Annotated in this window: 13 protein-coding genes and 3 pseudogenes; 5 read left to right on the forward strand and 11 right to left on the reverse strand. The window is 68.5% G+C overall.

What is annotated here, in order from left to right; translation table 11 throughout:
• Positions 1 to 12 precede the first annotated feature (12 nt).
• The 10 genes and pseudogenes from ABZO29_RS02310 to ABZO29_RS02355 all read right to left on the reverse strand — a co-directional run bounded on the left by ABZO29_RS02310 (position 13) and on the right by ABZO29_RS02355 (position 9,572).
• A complete protein-coding gene (locus ABZO29_RS02310; RefSeq protein ID WP_367318428.1) occupies positions 13 to 963 on the reverse strand; it encodes a helix-turn-helix domain-containing protein in 951 nt (316 codons plus the stop codon).
• Between the two features lie 105 nt (positions 964 to 1,068).
• Positions 1,069 to 2,553, reverse strand: coding sequence for an NAD-dependent succinate-semialdehyde dehydrogenase (locus tag ABZO29_RS02315; protein WP_367318429.1), 1,485 nt, complete (start codon positions 2,551 to 2,553; stop codon positions 1,069 to 1,071).
• Between the two features lie 60 nt (positions 2,554 to 2,613).
• Positions 2,614 to 3,480: an ABC transporter permease gene (locus tag ABZO29_RS02320; RefSeq protein WP_367318430.1), complete on the reverse strand. Its 867-nt coding sequence runs from the start codon at positions 3,478 to 3,480 to the stop codon at positions 2,614 to 2,616.
• On the reverse strand, positions 3,477 to 4,370 hold the full coding sequence (locus ABZO29_RS02325; RefSeq protein ID WP_367318431.1) for an ABC transporter permease: 894 nt from the start codon (positions 4,368 to 4,370) through the stop codon (positions 3,477 to 3,479). The genes ABZO29_RS02320 and ABZO29_RS02325 overlap by 4 nt, the downstream gene beginning before the upstream one ends.
• A gap of 3 nt (positions 4,371 to 4,373) precedes the next feature.
• Positions 4,374 to 5,510, reverse strand: coding sequence for an ABC transporter ATP-binding protein (locus tag ABZO29_RS02330; RefSeq protein WP_367318432.1), 1,137 nt, complete (start codon positions 5,508 to 5,510; stop codon positions 4,374 to 4,376).
• The gene (locus ABZO29_RS02335) at positions 5,503 to 6,603 is read right to left on the reverse strand and encodes an ABC transporter substrate-binding protein (protein ID WP_367318433.1); all 1,101 of its coding nucleotides are present in this window, start codon (positions 6,601 to 6,603) and stop codon (positions 5,503 to 5,505) included. The genes ABZO29_RS02330 and ABZO29_RS02335 overlap by 8 nt, the downstream gene beginning before the upstream one ends.
• Positions 6,604 to 6,675: 72 nt before the next feature.
• Positions 6,676 to 6,808 (reverse strand): annotated as a pseudogene (locus tag ABZO29_RS02340) (IS110 family transposase); the annotation flags it as partial.
• A 260-nt stretch (positions 6,809 to 7,068) separates the two neighbouring features.
• Positions 7,069 to 7,803, reverse strand: coding sequence for an SDR family NAD(P)-dependent oxidoreductase (locus ABZO29_RS02345; protein WP_367318434.1), 735 nt, complete (start codon positions 7,801 to 7,803; stop codon positions 7,069 to 7,071).
• Positions 7,804 to 7,874: 71 nt separating this feature from the next.
• Positions 7,875 to 8,981 carry an alanine racemase gene (locus ABZO29_RS02350; protein WP_367318435.1) on the reverse strand — a complete coding sequence of 369 codons (1,107 nt, stop codon included), beginning with the start codon at positions 8,979 to 8,981 and terminating at the stop codon, positions 7,875 to 7,877.
• 117 nt (positions 8,982 to 9,098) lie between these two features.
• Positions 9,099 to 9,572: a RidA family protein gene (locus ABZO29_RS02355; protein WP_367318436.1), complete on the reverse strand. Its 474-nt coding sequence runs from the start codon at positions 9,570 to 9,572 to the stop codon at positions 9,099 to 9,101.
• A gap of 408 nt (positions 9,573 to 9,980) precedes the next feature.
• Here ABZO29_RS02355 and ABZO29_RS02360 point away from each other — a divergent pair.
• Together ABZO29_RS02360 and ABZO29_RS02365 are read left to right on the forward strand one after the other, a co-directional pair.
• Positions 9,981 to 10,574 (forward strand): annotated as a pseudogene (locus tag ABZO29_RS02360) (RNA-guided endonuclease InsQ/TnpB family protein); the annotation flags it as partial.
• Positions 10,575 to 10,841: 267 nt separating this feature from the next.
• A pseudogene (locus ABZO29_RS02365) lies at positions 10,842 to 11,080 on the forward strand (transposase); the annotation flags it as partial.
• Between the two features lie 56 nt (positions 11,081 to 11,136).
• On the opposite strand, the gene ABZO29_RS02370 reads toward ABZO29_RS02365, so the two are convergent.
• On the reverse strand, positions 11,137 to 11,841 hold the full coding sequence (locus ABZO29_RS02370) for a GntR family transcriptional regulator (RefSeq protein ID WP_367318437.1): 705 nt from the start codon (positions 11,839 to 11,841) through the stop codon (positions 11,137 to 11,139).
• Positions 11,842 to 12,141: 300 nt separating this feature from the next.
• On the opposite strand from ABZO29_RS02370, the gene ABZO29_RS02375 reads away from it, so the two are divergent.
• The 3 genes from ABZO29_RS02375 (at position 12,142) to solA (ending at position 15,726) form a co-directional block, all read left to right on the forward strand.
• Positions 12,142 to 12,822 carry a haloacid dehalogenase type II gene (locus ABZO29_RS02375; protein ID WP_367318438.1) on the forward strand — a complete coding sequence of 227 codons (681 nt, stop codon included), beginning with the start codon at positions 12,142 to 12,144 and terminating at the stop codon, positions 12,820 to 12,822.
• A gap of 334 nt (positions 12,823 to 13,156) precedes the next feature.
• Positions 13,157 to 14,560, forward strand: a complete 1,404-nt coding sequence (locus ABZO29_RS02380; protein ID WP_367318439.1) for an NAD(P)/FAD-dependent oxidoreductase — start codon at positions 13,157 to 13,159, stop codon at positions 14,558 to 14,560.
• A 20-nt stretch (positions 14,561 to 14,580) separates the two neighbouring features.
• Positions 14,581 to 15,726, forward strand: coding sequence for an N-methyl-L-tryptophan oxidase (solA, locus tag ABZO29_RS02385; protein ID WP_367318440.1), 1,146 nt, complete (start codon positions 14,581 to 14,583; stop codon positions 15,724 to 15,726).
• Positions 15,727 to 16,277 lie beyond the last annotated feature (551 nt).

Raw genomic sequence — 16,277 nt, forward strand, 5'->3', positions numbered from 1 at the left:
GCCTTCTTTCGTTCAGTCCCGCTTCGCGGCCGTACGGCGCAACTCGCCCGCGGTGATGCCGAACCGGGCGTGGAAGGTCTGCGAGAAGTGGGCGGCCGAGCTGAATCCGCACCTGGTCGCCACCGTCGCCGTGCGCACCTCGGCGGCGTCCGGTCCGGTCAGCAGGCCGTAGGCGACGTCGAGGCGCCGGCCGAGCACGTAGCGCGGGAACGTCGTGCCGGCGTCGGCGAAGACGCGGGTGAGCTGACGGACGCTGATGCCGACCGCGCCGGCGACCTCGGGGGCCGACAGGCGCGGATCGTGCAGTCGGTCCTCGACGAGGGCGCAGGCGAGCGCGCGGTGGACGACGGGCGGGCGCGTCGCCCCGTCGCTCACGAGCACGGACGCGAGGTCGACGACGGCCTGCTCGTCGGGCCGGGTCGCGCCCTCGACGCCGACGGCGCGTCCGACGAGGCGGGCGAGCGCGCGGCCGTACGGGTTGCTCTCGTCACGCCGAACGACGAGCGGTTCCCCGATGTGCACACCGTCCGGCAGCGCACCGCGGTCCACGCGCACCGCCAGTTCGTCCAGACCCTGGCCGAACCCGCGGACGAAGCTGCCGTCCGCGTCGCAGACCAGGATGTCACCGGGGCGGATGACCTGCCGCCGGCCGGCCTGCTGGAACAGCGCCTCCCCGCGCAGGGAGACGTAGATCGCGACGGCACCCGTGGGCCGCCGTTCGACGAGGTTGGCAGGACGCTCGACCATGTGCGCCGTGGTGCGGACACGCGCCAGATGCACCCGCCCGAGGTCGAGGTTGTCCTCGCGCGCCCGGAAGTCCTCGCCCCCCGGTGTACGGCACATCAGGGCGATCAGGGCGTCGGCGTTGTGCTCCTCCCAGGCCCGCAGCCGCTCCGCCGGGGGCAGCTGTGCCGTCGAGAACACCTGCGCCGGACGGGGCGCTGCTGCGGGTGCCAGGTGCATGGTTCAGAGAATAGGACCGCGATCCCGGGTTCCCAACCCGTCAGGCCTGCCCCTTACCCGTCGGTGACCAGGCCATGCGAGGCAGGCGCCGGCGGCGGGAACTGCTCAGGTGTTGAAGCCTGGCAGGGACAGGTACTTGAGCTGCTGGTACTCGTGGAGGCCCTCGGGCCCGCCCTCACGCCCCAGGCCGGACTGCTTGATCCCGCCGAAGGGTGCCGCGACGTCGGAGACCAGGCCGCGGTTGATGCCGACCATTCCGGCCTGCAGACGCGCGGCGACCCGGCGGGCGCGGTCGATGTGGGACGTCATCACGTACGACGCGAGGCCGTGCTCGGTGTCGTTGGCCACCGCCATGGCCTCGGCCTCGGTGGAGAACCGGTGGATGGCGGCGACAGGTCCGAAGACTTCCTCGTGCATGATCGCGGCGTCGGCGGGGACGTGGTCCAGCACGGTCGGCGCGGCGTAGTAGCCCGGCCCGTCAGGGATGTCCGCCTTGGCGATGACAACGGCACCACGGGCCACGGCGTCCTCGACGAGGTGGCGGACCTTGTCCACCGCCCGGTGGTCGGCCAGCGGGCCGAGGCCGGTGTCCTCCCGGTCCGGGGGGCCCACCCGAATGGCCGCCATCCGCTCGCCCAGCGCCGAGGCGAACGCGTCGGCGCTTCCCTCCTGGACGAGGAACCGGTTGGCGCCGACGCAGGACTGGCCGCCCAGCCGCATCTTCGCGATCATCGCCTCGCGGACCGCGAGGTCGAGGTCGGCGTCGTCGAAGACCAGGAACGGCGCGTTGCCGCCCAGCTCCATCGAGGTGCGCAGCACCCGGGCACCGCTCTGCTGGAGCAGCAGCCTGCCGACCGGAGTGGACCCGGTGAAGGACAGCTTGCGCAGCCGGGGGTCGGCCAGCAGGGCCGTGGTGACCGCTGCCGCGTCGCTGCTGGTGATCACGGTCAGGACGCCTTCAGGCGCGCCGGCCTCACGCGCCAGCTCGCCCAGCACCAGGGAGGACAGCGGAGTGAGCGCGGCCGGTTTGAGCACAGCGGTGCAGCCGGCGGCGAGAGCGGCGGCGACCTTACGGGCTGCCATGGCCAGCGGCACGTTCCACGGGGTGATCAACAGACAGGGACCGACCGGTTCGGCGACGGTGACGATGTGGCTCCTGCCGTCCGGGGAGGGCGTGGTGCGCGCGTGCGGGCGGACCGCCTCCTCGGCGTACCAGCGGAAATAGGCTGCTGCGTAGTCGACCTCGCCCCGGGCTTCCGTGATGGTCTTGCCGATCTCCAGGGTGATGATCCGGGCCAGACGCTCACGGTGCTCGATCATGGCGTCGGTGATCCGGTGCAGGACGCTCGCGCGGTCCCTCGGGCTGGTGAGGGCCCACCGGTCGGCGGCCGCGGCCGCCGCGTCCAGTGCGCTCACCGCGTCCTGTGCGTCGCAGTCGGCGACGGTCGCCATGACTTCTTCGGTTGCGGGGTTGCGCACCTCGAAGGTGCGACCGCCGGTGGCGGGTTGCCAGTCGTGGGCGAGGAAGCCACGAGGGACGGATTCCAGAACTGCCGACTCCCACGAGGGAGCGGCGAGCGTGTCAGTCATGCGCATGACCCTTTCGGTGATCGCGGAATCGTGTGCCACGGGAGCACGAGCGCTGGGTGGTCATACGGCGTCGCCTCCGGGGGCGGCGACGCCGACCGTGTTCTCGACCGAGAGCAGGGAGTCCTGGCGTCCGGAGCCGAGCCAGCGCACCAGGGCGACCAGGCCGAGGGCGAGGATCGCGAAGGCGATGAGGATCGCGCTGACCGCGGTCACGCTGGGGTCGATCTCGAAGGTGAGGGAGTTGTAGACCTGCACGGGCAGGGTGACGGTGTCGACGGAGGAGAGGAACTGGGAGATGTAGAACTCGTCGAAGCTGGTGATGAAGGAGAAGATCGCGGCTGCGATCATTCCCGGCGCGGCGAGGGGGAAGGTGATCTTCCGGGCGATCGTCAGACGGCCGGCGCCCATGCTCGCTGCGGCGTCCTCGAGGCGTTCGTCGATCCCGCGCAGGGTCGCGATCAGGATCAGCACCGCGATCGGCGAGGCCAGCACGGTGTGCCCCAGGGCGATGGCGATCGGGCTGCCCAGCATCGCGGCCGGCTCGAAGAGCAGGAACAGACCGAGCGCGGTGACGATCTGCGGAATGACCAGCGGTCCGAGCACCAGGGCGAAGACCGCCGAGCGCAGCGGGAGTTCGCTGCGGACCAGAGCGGTCGCCGCGGTCACGCCGATGATCAGCGAGAAGAGGGTGCTCAGGCAAGCGACGAACGCGCTGAGTGTGAGCGCGGCCGGCCACTTGCTGCCGTCGGCGAACAGCGCCTTGTACCAGTTCAGCGTCCACACCTGGGGCGGGAACTGTGCGAAGGCGTTGCTGCTGAAGGAGGTGACGACGATGACAACGATCGGCAGGGCCAGGAACAGCAGGATCACGGTGGCGACTACGGTCAGGGCGATCCGCCCGGCGAGGGTCTTGCGCAGCTCCATCATGACGCGCTCCTCTTCTTACGGCTGGCGCCGAGCGAGGTCACGACCTTGACCAGGAGCAGTCCGGCGAGGGTGAGCAGCAGCAGGATGACGCCCTGAGCGGCGGCCCCGTTCCACTGGTTGTCCTTGGTCACCTGCTGGTTGATGAGGGTGGCGATCATCGTCTGCTTGGGTCCGCCCATCAGGGCCGGGGTGATGTAGTAGCCCAGCGACAGGATGAAGCTGAGCAGTCCGGCGCTGGCCAGCCCTGGGGCGACCAGCGGCAGATACACCCGGCGGAAGATGGTCACCCGGCCGGCGCCCAGGCTGGCCGCGGCCGCGAGCAGGCGTCGGTCCACCCCGCGCATCACCCCGTACAGCAGCAGCACGGTGTAGGGCAGCATCATGGAGGTGGTGCCGATGACCACGCCCAGCTCGTTGTAGAGCAGCTGGTACGGCGCTCCGGGCATCTTGAGGTCGGCCAGGGTCTGGTTCACCAGGCCCTTGTCGCCGAGCATGATGATCCAGCCGTAGGTGCGCACCAGGGCGCTGATGAAGTGCGGCACGACCACGACCAGCATCGCCAGGCCGGCCCACAGGGGCTTGAGCCGGGAGATCGCCTGCGCCAGCAGAAACCCGAAGACCAGGCTCAACACGGCGGTCTCGGCGGAGATGCGCAGCGTGGTGAACAGCACCGACAGGTTCACGCCCGTGAGTGCGTCGGCGTACCAGTGCAGGGTGAACGATCCGTCGGCGTTCTTCAGGCTGAGCAGCAGCGTGGAGAAGATCGGGTAGACGAACAGCATCAGCAGGTAGACGACGACCGGCAGTGCGTAGAGGATCCCGACCCGCGTCCTGCGCGAGGCCAGAAGCCTGCGCGAACGAGCGGGAGTGGTGGCGGTGAGGGCGGCCATGGCTCACCCTCCCTGTTCGGCGAAGAGGTTGACGTCGTCGGGGTCGGCGGTGATCCCGACCCGCTCGCCGGCGACGGGACCCCGGCCGGCCGGAACCTCCAGGCGCAGCAGCGGCGCCTCCTTACCGTCCATGCGTACGCCCGCGCGGACCAGGGTGCCCACGTACGTGGCGGTCTCCACCGTGCCGGTACAGAAGCCGTCGTCGGTGGCACAGGCCCGCAGTCGGCCCGGCTGGACGGCGACCTTGACCTGGGTGCCGGAGGCGAGGTCGTGGCGGCGTGCCTTCAGCAGGCCACCACTCCTGTCGAGGCGGACCAGGGTGTGTTCGCCGTCGTGCTGCTCGATGCGGCCGGGCAGGAAGTTGGCCGCGCCCAGGAAGTCCGCGACGAAGGGCGTCCTCGGACGCTCGAACAACTCCCTCGGCGTGTCGAACTGCTCGATCAGACCGTTGCGCATCACCGCGATACGGTCCGACATGACCAGCGCTTCCTCCTGATCGTGCGTCACATAGATGACGGTCAGACCGAGTTCCTGCTGGATGGTCTTGATCTCGACCTGGAGCTGGTCGCGCAGCTTCTTGTCCAATGCGCCCAGCGGCTCGTCCATCAGGATGACCGGCGGGCGGTAGACCAGCGCCCGGCACAGGGCGACACGCTGCTGCTGACCACCGGACAGCTCACGCGGCTTGCGCCCGCCGAACCCGGACAGGCCCGCGATCTCCAGCGTCTCCCCCACCCGGCGGCGGATCTCGTCCTTGCCCACCCCGCGCAGGGTGAGCGGGAAGGCGACGTTCTCACTGACCGTCATGTGCGGGAACAGCAGGTACTGCTGGAAGACGAAACCCAGGCCCCGCTTCTGCGGCGCCAGCCGGGTGACGTCCCGGCCGCCGACCGTGATGGTGCCGGAGTCGGGTTCGCAGAACCCGGCGATCATCATCAGGGTCGTGGTCTTGCCCGACCCCGAGGAGCCGAGGAAGGTGACGAACTCCCCCGCCGCGATCTCCATGGACGCCTCGTCGACGGCGACGACGTCGCCGTAGGTCTTGCGCAGAGCCACCACCGACAGCGCCTTGCCGGTCGCGGTGGCCGGCTTGCCGCCGGCCACCTCGACGGACGGTGTGGCGACACCGAATTCAGCCACGAGCCCACTCCAGCCAGCGCTTGGTGACGGCCGCTTCGTTCTTCAGCCACCAGTCGACATCCGCATCGAAACCCTTGTCGTAGTACTGCGGCGCACCGGCGAGCGCGTTGCGCTGGTCCTCGGTGAGCTTGGCGTAGGCCACCGGCGACGACGGGTTCGAGGGGAAGGCCTTCGCCAGATTCGCCTGGCTCTCCGCCCGCAGGGAGAAGTCCATCAGCTGGTAGGCGTTGTCCACGTTGGCCGCGCCCTTGGCGATGGCATAACCCGAGAACTGACGGCGCATACCGTTCAGCTGCCGCTCCACCGGCACACCCTGCTTCTGCAGATCGGCGAGCCGGCCGTCCCAGACGGTGGACATGGTCACCTCCTGGCGGCTCAGCAGCACGCCCGGCAGCGGGCCGCTGTCCCAGAACTTCTTGATGTCGGGCCGCAGCCGGGTCAGCACCTTGAAAGCCCGGTCCACATCCAGCGGGTACAGCTTGTCCATGGCAACGCCGTCGGCCAGCAGCGCAAACTCCAGCTCCGGCAGGTCACCGTCCGGGTGGACCATCGCCCGGTCACCCTTGAACGCCTTGGTGTCCCAGAAGTCCGCCCACGACTGCGGCTTCTTGCCGCCGAACGCATCCGTACGGTAGGCGATGCACTGACCGTAGAAGCTGTGGCCGATGGCATGCCGGGTGATCTGGTTCTCGGGGATCTGCGCGCTCTTCAGGCTCTTGATCCGGTCGGGATCCAGCGTCTCCAGGGCGTTCTGCGCCACGTACTTCAGGTGGGACATCATCGAGTTGTTGATGAGGTCGCACTGCGGACGGCCCTGCTTGATCTGCGCCAGCAGCGGAGCATCGTCCAGGTTGAGCACCTTGACGGAGATCCCGGTCTCCTGCGTGAACGGCGTGTAGATCGCCTTCTGGAGGGCCGCGCCGTAGGAACCGCCACTGTCGCGGACGACCACCGTCTTGGAGCCCTTGCCGCCCACGGACGAAGAACGGCTCGTGCCGGTGCCACAGGCGGCGAGGGAGGGAAGAGCGGCGAGGGCGGCCAGGCCGCCTGCTCCGCGCAGGAGCGCTCTACGACCGATCTGGGCATCACTCATGACAAATCTCCTCATCTAGGGACGCGTGGGACCAGCTGTGCGGGGGCTTTGCCTCGCAGGGCGGGGAGGTGTGGGGTCGTGCAGGGCGGCGAACGCGGACCGAAGCGTTGCCCGCTTGGGTTGCCGGTCGCCGCTTCTGGGCGCGTGTTCGCCGTGGACCGAAGTCCCCGACGACCTTGTTGTCCGGGCGACGCCGACCGGAGGACCGGGTGAGGGGCGGTGGGCAGCCGGAACCGTCGCAGGCGTTGTACAGCAGAGTGGCGGCGGTGCTCACCAGAGCCGCAGCATGAAGGCACTCGTAAGGGATGAGGCGGAGCCGGGCCTGCGGCTGAGGGCACGTGCCGACCGTTCCATCGGCCCAGGTGACCTTGCTCAGCAGGTAGTTTCGCGAGAGGTCTCGAAGACGATCGGCTCGGCGAGCAGGTGGAGACCGTCCTCGGCGACGTTGGTGAAGCGCGGCAGGTTTCAGAAGGCGGTGTACCCGCCGTCGACGGTCAGGACCGCTCCCGTCACGTACGACGACTCCGACGATGCGAAGAAGAGCACCGCGTCGGCGACCTCTTCCGGCGTGGCGAGGCGCTGGAGCGGGATCTGGCTCTCGCGCTCGCGACGATAGGCCTCCGGGTCGGGCCTGCGCTGGATCGACGCTTCGATAACCGGCGTGGCGGTCAGCCCCGGAGCGACGACGTTGACGCGGATGTTGCGTGGCGCCCATTCGATCGCCGCGCCCTTGGCGAGCATGATGAGGCCTCCCTTGGCGGCGGAGTACAGGACCTCCCCCGGCTTGCCGACCATGCCCAGCCGTGAACCGACGCAGACGAACGAGCCTCCCGTCTCGGGCATCAGCGGCGCGAAGTGCTTCATCACCAGGAACGCGCTGAGCAGGTTGCTCTCGAGCACGTTCCTCGCGTCGTCGTAGGCCATCTCGGTGAGCGGACTGGCAGCCTGCAGGCCGTGGTTGAGGACGACGACGTCGACGGTGCCGAGGGTCTCGGCGGCCTGCTTGGCCAGGTGCTCCACAAACGTCTCGTCATTGAGGTCTCCGGGAACGTACAGGTCGTCGGGCTCGGCGCTGTCGAGCCGCTCTCGGCGGCCGGTGAGCAGCAGCCGCGCCCCCTCGCGGCGGAAGTGGGAACTCACTGCCTCCCCGATTCCACTGCTGGCGCCTGTCACCAGGGCCGTGACGTTCTTGAGTCTCATGTCAGGCACTCCTTTGCGGGGGAGGTCGGTAGGTTACGTGCTGGGCTGCGCGAATCTCGTCCCGGTGCAGGTCAGTTGAGGAATCCGCGGGCGTCGACCGGCCAGCGCTGCAGTGACGTGCCCGTGCTGTCGGTGACGATCAGTTCCTCGAAACCGAGGACGACGGGGCATACGTGGTTCGGCACCACCGGTACGACGGTGCCGACGCTGGGGCGGAACTCGTCGTCCGGCAACGGGAGGAATCCGTGGTACTCGTTGAGCTTGGCCAGGACCGCCTTCGTGCCGGCGATGCGGCCGTAGCCGATCTCGGGGCTGCCTTCACGGCTGAGTGCTTTGGTGCCCACATCGAGGATGACCTGGTCGGGGACCCAGTCGCTGACCACTGTGCCGGCGACGAACAACGCGATCTGGTCGTCCGTGCAGGAGCCCAGCCGGGCGTTGTTCAGATCGCCGAAGACGTACTCGCCGGGACGGATCTCGGTGATCACGCCGCTGGTGGAGAATTCGAGGGTGGGAGTGGAGCCGGCGCTGACCACCTCAGCGGTGACCCCGACACCGGCGAGGCTGCGTACCGCCGTGGTGAGCGCGGTCTCCTGGTCCTCCGCGGCGCGTCGGCGGGCGTCCCGACCGGCGCCGCCGTGACCGGGATAGGTGAAGACGCCCACCGGTACGAGACCGCGCTTGCGGGCGGCGAGCGCGAGATCGCCCGCAGCCTCGGGCGGCGCCCCGGAACGACGGGCGCCGCAGTCGACCTCGATCACGACCTGCAGCCGGTCCGGTTCGCCTCCCATCGCGTCGGCGAGGGCCTCGATCGACGCGACGTTGTCGACGCCGATCCGCAGCCGGGCGGACTCGGCGAGTCGGCGGATCCGGGCTCGCTTCGTTCCCACGGCCCAGATCGGGTAGGCGAGGAAGATGTCGTCGAACCCGGCCGCGGCGAAGACCTCGGCCTCACCGACGTTTCCCGCGGTGATCCCGACCGCGCCGGCCTCGATCTGGCGTCGCCCGATCTCCACGCACTTGTGCGTCTTGACGTGCGGCCTGACCTTGAGGTTGCGCTGGTCGGCGAAGCCCTGTACGCGCTCGATGTTGCCCTGCATGACGTCGACCAGCACGATCGGCGCGGGGGTGTCGATCCGCTCGACCAGAGCGTCGAGTACTCGTTGCAGCCGGTTCACGCTGCCCTCCTTGTGGTTCTGCCTGGAATGATCCGGGGCGCGGGTGCCGACCCCCTGCTGCCGCACGAGCGCGGCTCGCACCGTCGCGCGCTCGCGGTCAGCGCCGCTGCGTCCGCTCTACACCGCGGTGCAGACCATCTGGATCTCGACCGGGCTGTTGAGCGGTAGCCCGGCGACTCCGATCGCGGTACGGGCATGCCGTCCGTTCTCGCCCAACACCTCGATGAGCAGGTCACTGGCCGCGCTGGCGACGGTCGACTGCTCACCGAAGTCCGGCGTACTGGCCACGAAGACCAGCATCTGCACGATCCGGACCCGGTCCAGCTCGCCCACCGCCTGCACAGCGGCGGCGAGTGCGTTGAGCGCGGCATGGCGCGCGAGCTCCCGCGCCGTCTCCAGGTCGACGTCTCGGCCGACGATGCCCTGCCCCAGCAGCCAACCGTCCTTGTAAGGCAGTTGACCCGAGATGTAGATGCTGGAATCCACACTCCGGTGGTGCACGTAGTACGGGTTGTCACGGAGCTCGGGAAGGGCCAGACCCAGAGCCTTGAGCCGGTCGGAAGCCGAGCCGGTGCTCGCTGTCGAAGCCACGGGCGTGCTCACCGCGCCACCGCCACGGACGGCACAGGGCGCAGACCCTCGCAGCTGGCCACGAGAACCCGCTTCGGACTCATCTTGATCATCTGTACTCGGTTCTCCTCTCGAGTAACAGTGGCGGAGAAACGCCGCATGATGGCTTAAAACTGCCATCGCATTGTCGTTTGTCGACCATATGGCTGCCTGTTGAGGACTGTCAACACACACTTCAGGCTCAGCACGCTCTGCAGCCGCGTGCAGCTCGATCCGCTACCGGGACTCATTCGCGGTGCGTTGGCGTTCACGCCGGTGGTGAAGCGAAACTGGACATGGCGAGGCGGAGCGTCGCCGCATCGTTCCGGCGAAGCCGGATCGGGCTGATCCGTTCCCGCGTTGTCAGTGGCCGGTGTTAGCGTCCGGATCGTGCGGCTTCGGTATGCCTTCCGTCTCGACCCGACACCGGCTCAGCGCAGCGCGCTGGCCCGGGCGTTCGGGTGTGCGCGGGTGGTGTACAACGACGCGATCGTGGCGCGGGAGCGGGCGCGGGCGGCAGGGCAGGCGTTTCCCACCGCGGCGGTGCTGTCCAGGACGCTGGTGACCGAGGCGAAGAAGAGCGTTGAGCGGCACTGGCTGCGCGAGGTGTCGGCGGTCGTGCTGCAGCAGTCACTGCGGGACGCCGACAGCGCCTACCGCACCTTCTTCACCTCCCTGAGCGGAGCGCGCAAAGGTCCACGGGTGGGGGCGCCCCGCTTCAAGTCCCGCAAGGACACAAGGCAGTCGGTCCGGTTCACCGCGAACGCGCGCTGGAAGATCACCGAGTCCGGGAGGCTGCTGCTGCCGAAGATCGGCGAGGTGAAGGTGCGCTGGTCACGCACGCTGCCCGCCACCTGCTCCAGCGTCACGGACATCAGGGACGCGGCCGGGCGGTACTTCGCCAGCTTCGTCATCGACACCGACCCCGAGCAGGACCGGACCCGCTTCAGCGAGCCACACCCCGCCGACAGTACCCTCGGCATCGACCTGGGCCTGACCCACTTCGCCGTCCTGTCCGACGGCACGAAGATCGACTCCCCGCGGTGCGGGAATGGACCTGCACGGCCTGCGGCACCCTCCACGACCGCGACCACAACGCCGCGAAGAACATCAAGGCCGCCGGACTGGCGGTGACAGCCTGCCGAGCGCCGGTAAGACCCAGTTCGACGACGACCTCGAGTGGCGACACACCGGACCCGTCCACGTCCGGCACAACGCCGCCTGCGTCCGGGGTCTGTGTGATGTCCGACCGTGACGTGGAGGCAACTCACCGACGAGCAACGGAAGTTGGTCGCGCCATTCCTGCCGACAGGAGAGTACGCCCCCTCCCCCGAGCGGCTGCGGGATCAGTTCGAGGGTGTGGTCCGGCGGTTCCAGGCAGGCGCGCAGTGGCGCTGGACGCCAGGCGAGTTCGGGCCTGGCCGACCGCCTACGGGCGCTTGCGGGCCTGGAGGAACGCCGGCCTCTTCACCGCGCTGCTGGAACGCCTGAGTGACCTTTCGGCATGGGCCCGCAGCGTCACGGTGGCGAGCGGGGCCTGGACACTTCACGCAGGCGGCATGGGCTCATGCATGCCGGGGTGTGCGTTCCCTTCATCTCGCGTCTCGGCCCGCAGCCCCATGGGGAAGTGGGCAGCCAGTTCCTGGCGGAACGCGTCGCTGTCGCCTTCCAGGGCAACCGCGGCCAACCTCTCGTGCTCGACGACCAATTGATGCGGGTTGTCGCTGTAAGTACGGTGATCGACGCTGAGGTAGAGGCGCAGCTTGGTCTCCCAGCCGTTCCAAAGACTCTGCAGGATGCCGTGTCCCGAGAGATCGTAGAAAAGCCCGTGGAAGCGAAGATGCGCGTCGATGCTGGCCGGGATGTCGCCCTTCTCCATTGTCCGGCGGAGATCCTCGACGGTTTGCAGCAACCGAGGCCGCTCAGGACCGCGTAGCGCTTCGGCCGAGAGCTCGGCGGCGTAGGGTTCGACAAGGAGCCGGACCGAGTCGATCTCGGCGACCTCACGAGCGCTCACCTCTACGACGAACGCCCCACGGTAGGGGATCTTGACGACGAGCCCCTCCTCCTCCAGCTTGGTCAGCGCCTCGCGCAGCGGCGACCGGCTGATCCCGAGATCCGCGGCGATGTGCGCCTCGCGCAGCTGGCCACCAGGAGGAACGGTCCCATCGAGGATGGCGGCACGCAGCGTGCGGTAGACACCTTCCGGCGTCGTCGTCCGCTGCTCCTGCCACTCGAACTTGTGGTCCACCCCGTTGCCCTCCCTCGATGTTCGTCGACCGCATGGTCGTTTGTCGACTATACCGCTGCGGTTGTGGACCACACCTCAAGTCGGCCGTCCGGCACGGTGATCCCTGGGAACCCGCTCGAGTCCTCGCAGCGGCTGGTCGGCCACCGCCGGGTTGCCCCGGAGGGCGGTGTCCTGGCACGGCAGGCAGGCGCCGACTGGCCAAGTTGTTGACAGCCGATACCATCTGGTCGACAATCGACTCCAGATGGTCGACAATCGACCAGAACATCAGACCGCTCCGCTGAAGCACCAGGAGGACCAGTGGGATTCGACGTCAAGCCCAAGTTCGTGACGTTCGACATGAATGGAACGCTGATCAAGTTCAGCATCAACGACGCGATGCGTGAGGTCCTGGGCGACCGACTGCCGGCCGAGGTCGCCGACGAGTACCTGCGGATCTGCAAGGCGTACCGGATCGACGAATGCACGGGCGTGTACCAGCCGTTCCACCAGGTCGTCGCTCGTTCCATGGAGCGCGCCCTGAACAAGGTCGGTCTCGAGTACCGCGAGGACGAGGCGCGGGCGGTGTACGAGCGCATCCCCACCTGGGGCCCGTACCCCGGTGTCACCGAGGCGCTGAACCGCCTGGCCGAGGAGGTCCCGCTGGTCATCATCACCAACAGCGACACCGCCCATGCCGTGCGCCTCGCGGAGAACCTCAAGGCCCCCTTCGAGGTCATCATCAGCGCCGAGGAGATGGGCGTCTACAAGCCGCGACTCCGCGCGTTCGAGTACATGTTCGACAAGCTTGGCGTGACACCCGACGAGATCGTCCACGTCTCCGCGAGCCCGATGTACGACCACCGCTCCGCGGCCATCATGGGCATCGAGAACAAGGTGTACGTCGACCGCGGCTTCGAGCACGACGAGCACTGGCTCGGCTACGAGCGGATCACCGACATCGCCGACCTCCCCGTCCTGTTGGGCCTCCCGCGCCCCTGACGCCCGCGCGGAGACTGAGGACCGAAGCCACCGGTCTCGTCGGCAACGCGCACGTCGTCGACCACCGGGCGGTGGGCTCCGGCTCCTGCATCTCCGACCCGCCGCCGTTCAAGGACGGTGAGCTGCCGGGTCGGGGCGTTGTCGGCCGGGGCGTCCAGCTGGAGACCGCGAAGGGGTCGCGCGCCGTGCCGCCGAGGCGATCGCCGAGGCCGTCCTCTTCCTCGCGTCGTCCGAGTCCTCGTACATCACCGGGGCGCCCCTCCCCGTCGGCGGCGGCTTCACCGCCTTCTACCACCGGCCCACGCAGTTCCCAGAGACAGATGAAGGACTCACCATGAACGCCCTTGCGGCACCACCCCGAAACGGAGAGCTCGGCTTCTGGGTGGCCGGGCTGGCCGACAAGAGGCCCTCATTCCCCCGCTTCACCGGCCAGCACTCCGTCGACGTGGCCATAGTCGGCGGCGGCTACACCGGCCTCTGGGCCGCGTACTTCGCCAAGAAGCTCGAACCGTCGCTCTCCGTCGCCGTCTTCGAGGCCGAACAGGTCGGCTACGGCGCATCAGGACGCAACGGCGGCTGGCTCTCGGCCATGCCTCCGGGAAACCGTGCCACCTTCGCCCGCGCCGGGGGAGGGCTGGAGGCGAGCCGGGCGCTGCAGCAGGAATTCGTCGCCGGCGTCGACGCCGTCCTGGACATCCTCCAGGCCGAGGGCATCGATGCCGATCAGCACAAGGGCGGCGCGCTCGTCGCCGCCCACACGGAGGCGGGGCTGGGCCGGCTTGTCGCCAGGCGTGACGCCGACCTGAAGTACGGGCTGAGCGACGACGAGGTCCACATGCTCGACCGGGAGGAGTTCCGCAGCCGGATCAACATCTCCACCGTCCACGGCGGGCTCTTCTACCAGCACTGCGCGCGGTTCCACCCCGCGAAGCTCGTCTACGGCCTCGCCGACACCCTGACCTCCATGGGGGTCAGGATCTACGAGGGCAGCCGAGTGGACAGTGTCGCGGGCAGGACCGTCACCCTGGCCAACGGACGCGTCACCGCGGCGAAGACGTTCATCTGCACCGAAGGCTATTCGGGACAGCTGCTCGGCCGCCGGACCCTGATCCCGGTCAATTCCTCGATGATCGTGACCAGGCCCCTGCCGGAGGAGGCGTGGCAGCAGATCGGCTGGGACGGGCCCCAGTGCCTCAACGACTCCGCGCACACCTTCATCTATGCCCAGCGGACGTCGGACGGCCGTATCGCCATGGGGGGCCGCGGTGTCCCCTACCGTTTCGGGTCCGGCACGGGGGGAACCGGTGCGACCGCCCAGTCCACCATCGACCTGATCTCGCACAAGCTCAGTTCCTTCTTCCCGGGCATTCCCTTCGAGGTGGACCACGCCTGGTCGGGAGTCCTGGGTGTCACGCGGGACTGGAACGGCGGCGTGCACTGGGACCCGGCATCGGGAATCGGATCGTCCACCGGCTACGCGGGACACGGCGTCACCTCGGCCTACGTCGGCGGCAGGACTCTCGTGGAGCTCGCCTTCGAGAAGGAAACCGAACGGACCACCCTTCCCTGGGTCGGCTACCGGGCGCGGAAGTGGGAACCGGAACCCATCCGCTGGCTGGGCGTTCACGCCATGTACCGGCTCTTCGGCATTGCCGACCAGTGGGAAGAGCGCAGGGGCTCCAGCAGGACCTCACTCCTGGCCAGATTCGGCAGCAGGCTCGCCGGACTTCACGAGTAAACGAAAAGGAAACTGCTCTCATGGACGCAGAACTCGCCGTCATCGGCCTGGGCAGCATCGGAAGCATGGCCCTGTGGCAGGCCTCCCGGCTGTCCGACTCGGTAGTGGGCTTCGAGGCCGCCACCCCCGCCCACGGCCGCAGTGCCGTGGGCGGCGACACCCGCCTGTTCCGCATGGTCTACCTCGGGAGGCCCGAGTACTACCCCATCATCGAACGCTCCCGCAGCCTCTGGGCCGAGCTCGAAGCGGAAACGGGGCAGGAAATCCTTACCCCTACCGGGGGCGTGTCCATCGGGACGGCGAACGGCAGTTTCATCAACAGCCTCCTCGAGACAACGCGCATCACCGGAGCCGAGCACTACGTCCTCAGCCGCGAGGAGATGGCGGAACGCTACCCCCAGCACAACCTCCGCCCCGACGACTGCGCCGTCTACGACCCCCGCGCCGGCGTTCTGCGCACCGACCGCGCCGTCAGCGCCGCCGTCGCGGCGGCCCGGGCGAACGGCGCCACCGTCCTTCAGAACACACCCGTGGACAGCATCACCGAAACCGACCAGGGCGTGGTCGTCACCTCGGGCGACAGAACCTGGACGTTCGAGAAGGTCGTCGTCGCCTCGGGCGGCTGGTCCCGAAGGCTCATGCCCGACCACCTCAAGGCCGTCACGGAAACCCATCGGATCGTCCTGACCTGGTTCGTCGCCCAGGACGGCACACAGTTCTCGCCGGAGAGATTCCCCGTCTTCGCCCGGGTGCACGGCGATCGCTCCATGTACGGCGCACCCGCCGTCGACGGTGTGACGGTCAAGGCATCGGTGGACGGACCGCTGGACGGGCGCGGAAGGGAAACCCCCGACCCGGACTCCGTGCCAAGAGAACTCACCAGGGAAGAAATCGAGAAGGTGACCGATATCGTCACCGAATTCTTTCCGGGCCTCACCCCCACCATCGTGCGCTCCGACGCCTTCCCCGACCTCTTCACCGAGGACAGGCACCCCCTCCTCGGCTGGATGGATGAGAACAGCAGGGTCTACTGCGCCACCGGATTCTCCGGAAAGGGCTTCAAAATGGCGACCGGCTACGGCCACATCGCCGCACACGAGGCGCTCGGCAAACAGACCATCGAAGGCCTCGACTTCGTGCGTCCGGACCGGTTCGAGACCAGGTAGCCCACCCACTTCCGCCGCATCGGCGCAGTAGCCTCGGTATCGCCATCCGGCTGACGGTCGTTGTGGGACTCATCTCTTGATGTCCCGCAACGACCGTCTGTCATCTGCTGAACGATCCACCCGTGAAGAGACTCGGCTTTACGCTGATCCGGAGGACGGGAAACGGTGAATTGAACGTCGTGTCAGTTGGCGAGTCGGCGGTAGCTGATGAGGGCTGGGGCGGTGCAGGGGCCGGCAGCCGGCGAGCCAGGAGCATGCGTGGGCGCGCGGCGAGGTGCTCGCCGAAGGCGAGAGTCCTTCCCGCGCGTCATACCGCCGAACCGGACATGACGGTTTTCTGTCATCACGCGCGCCCAGCCAGAAGGCTGTTATCCGGCATGCGCAAGGTCGGCGAGTGAACGGACATGGTGAACCTGAACGTTGCCCCTGCTCCCGCAGATCTCGCAGGTACCACAAGGAGGGCGCGTCGGCCCGCCGGGAGAGTCCGGCAGCTCCACCGACGCCCTGGCCGCCATGCTTCGGCCGACAGGCCTACGGCGGCGGAATCGCCT

Origin of the sequence: Streptomyces sp. HUAS ZL42, assembly GCF_040782645.1 — a bacterium.
In the GTDB taxonomy this organism is placed as follows: Bacteria; Actinomycetota; Actinomycetes; order Streptomycetales; family Streptomycetaceae; genus Streptomyces.

What these genes read in the sequence shown, in the direction of transcription:
- ABZO29_RS02310 (WP_367318428.1), bottom strand. Translation starts at nt 963, where the DNA reads ATGCACCTGGCACCCGCAGCAGCGCCCCGTCCGGCGCAGGTGTTCTCG.
- ABZO29_RS02315 (WP_367318429.1), bottom strand. Translation starts at nt 2,553, where the DNA reads ATGACTGACACGCTCGCCGCTCCCTCGTGGGAGTCGGCAGTTCTGGAA.
- ABZO29_RS02320 (WP_367318430.1), bottom strand. Translation starts at nt 3,480, where the DNA reads ATGATGGAGCTGCGCAAGACCCTCGCCGGGCGGATCGCCCTGACCGTA.
- ABZO29_RS02325 (WP_367318431.1), bottom strand. Translation starts at nt 4,370, where the DNA reads ATGGCCGCCCTCACCGCCACCACTCCCGCTCGTTCGCGCAGGCTTCTG.
- ABZO29_RS02335 (WP_367318433.1), bottom strand. Translation starts at nt 6,603, where the DNA reads ATGAGTGATGCCCAGATCGGTCGTAGAGCGCTCCTGCGCGGAGCAGGC.
- ABZO29_RS02345 (WP_367318434.1), bottom strand. Translation starts at nt 7,803, where the DNA reads ATGAGACTCAAGAACGTCACGGCCCTGGTGACAGGCGCCAGCAGTGGA.
- ABZO29_RS02380 (WP_367318439.1), top strand. Translation starts at nt 13,157, where the DNA reads ATGAACGCCCTTGCGGCACCACCCCGAAACGGAGAGCTCGGCTTCTGG.
- solA (WP_367318440.1), top strand. Translation starts at nt 14,581, where the DNA reads ATGGACGCAGAACTCGCCGTCATCGGCCTGGGCAGCATCGGAAGCATG.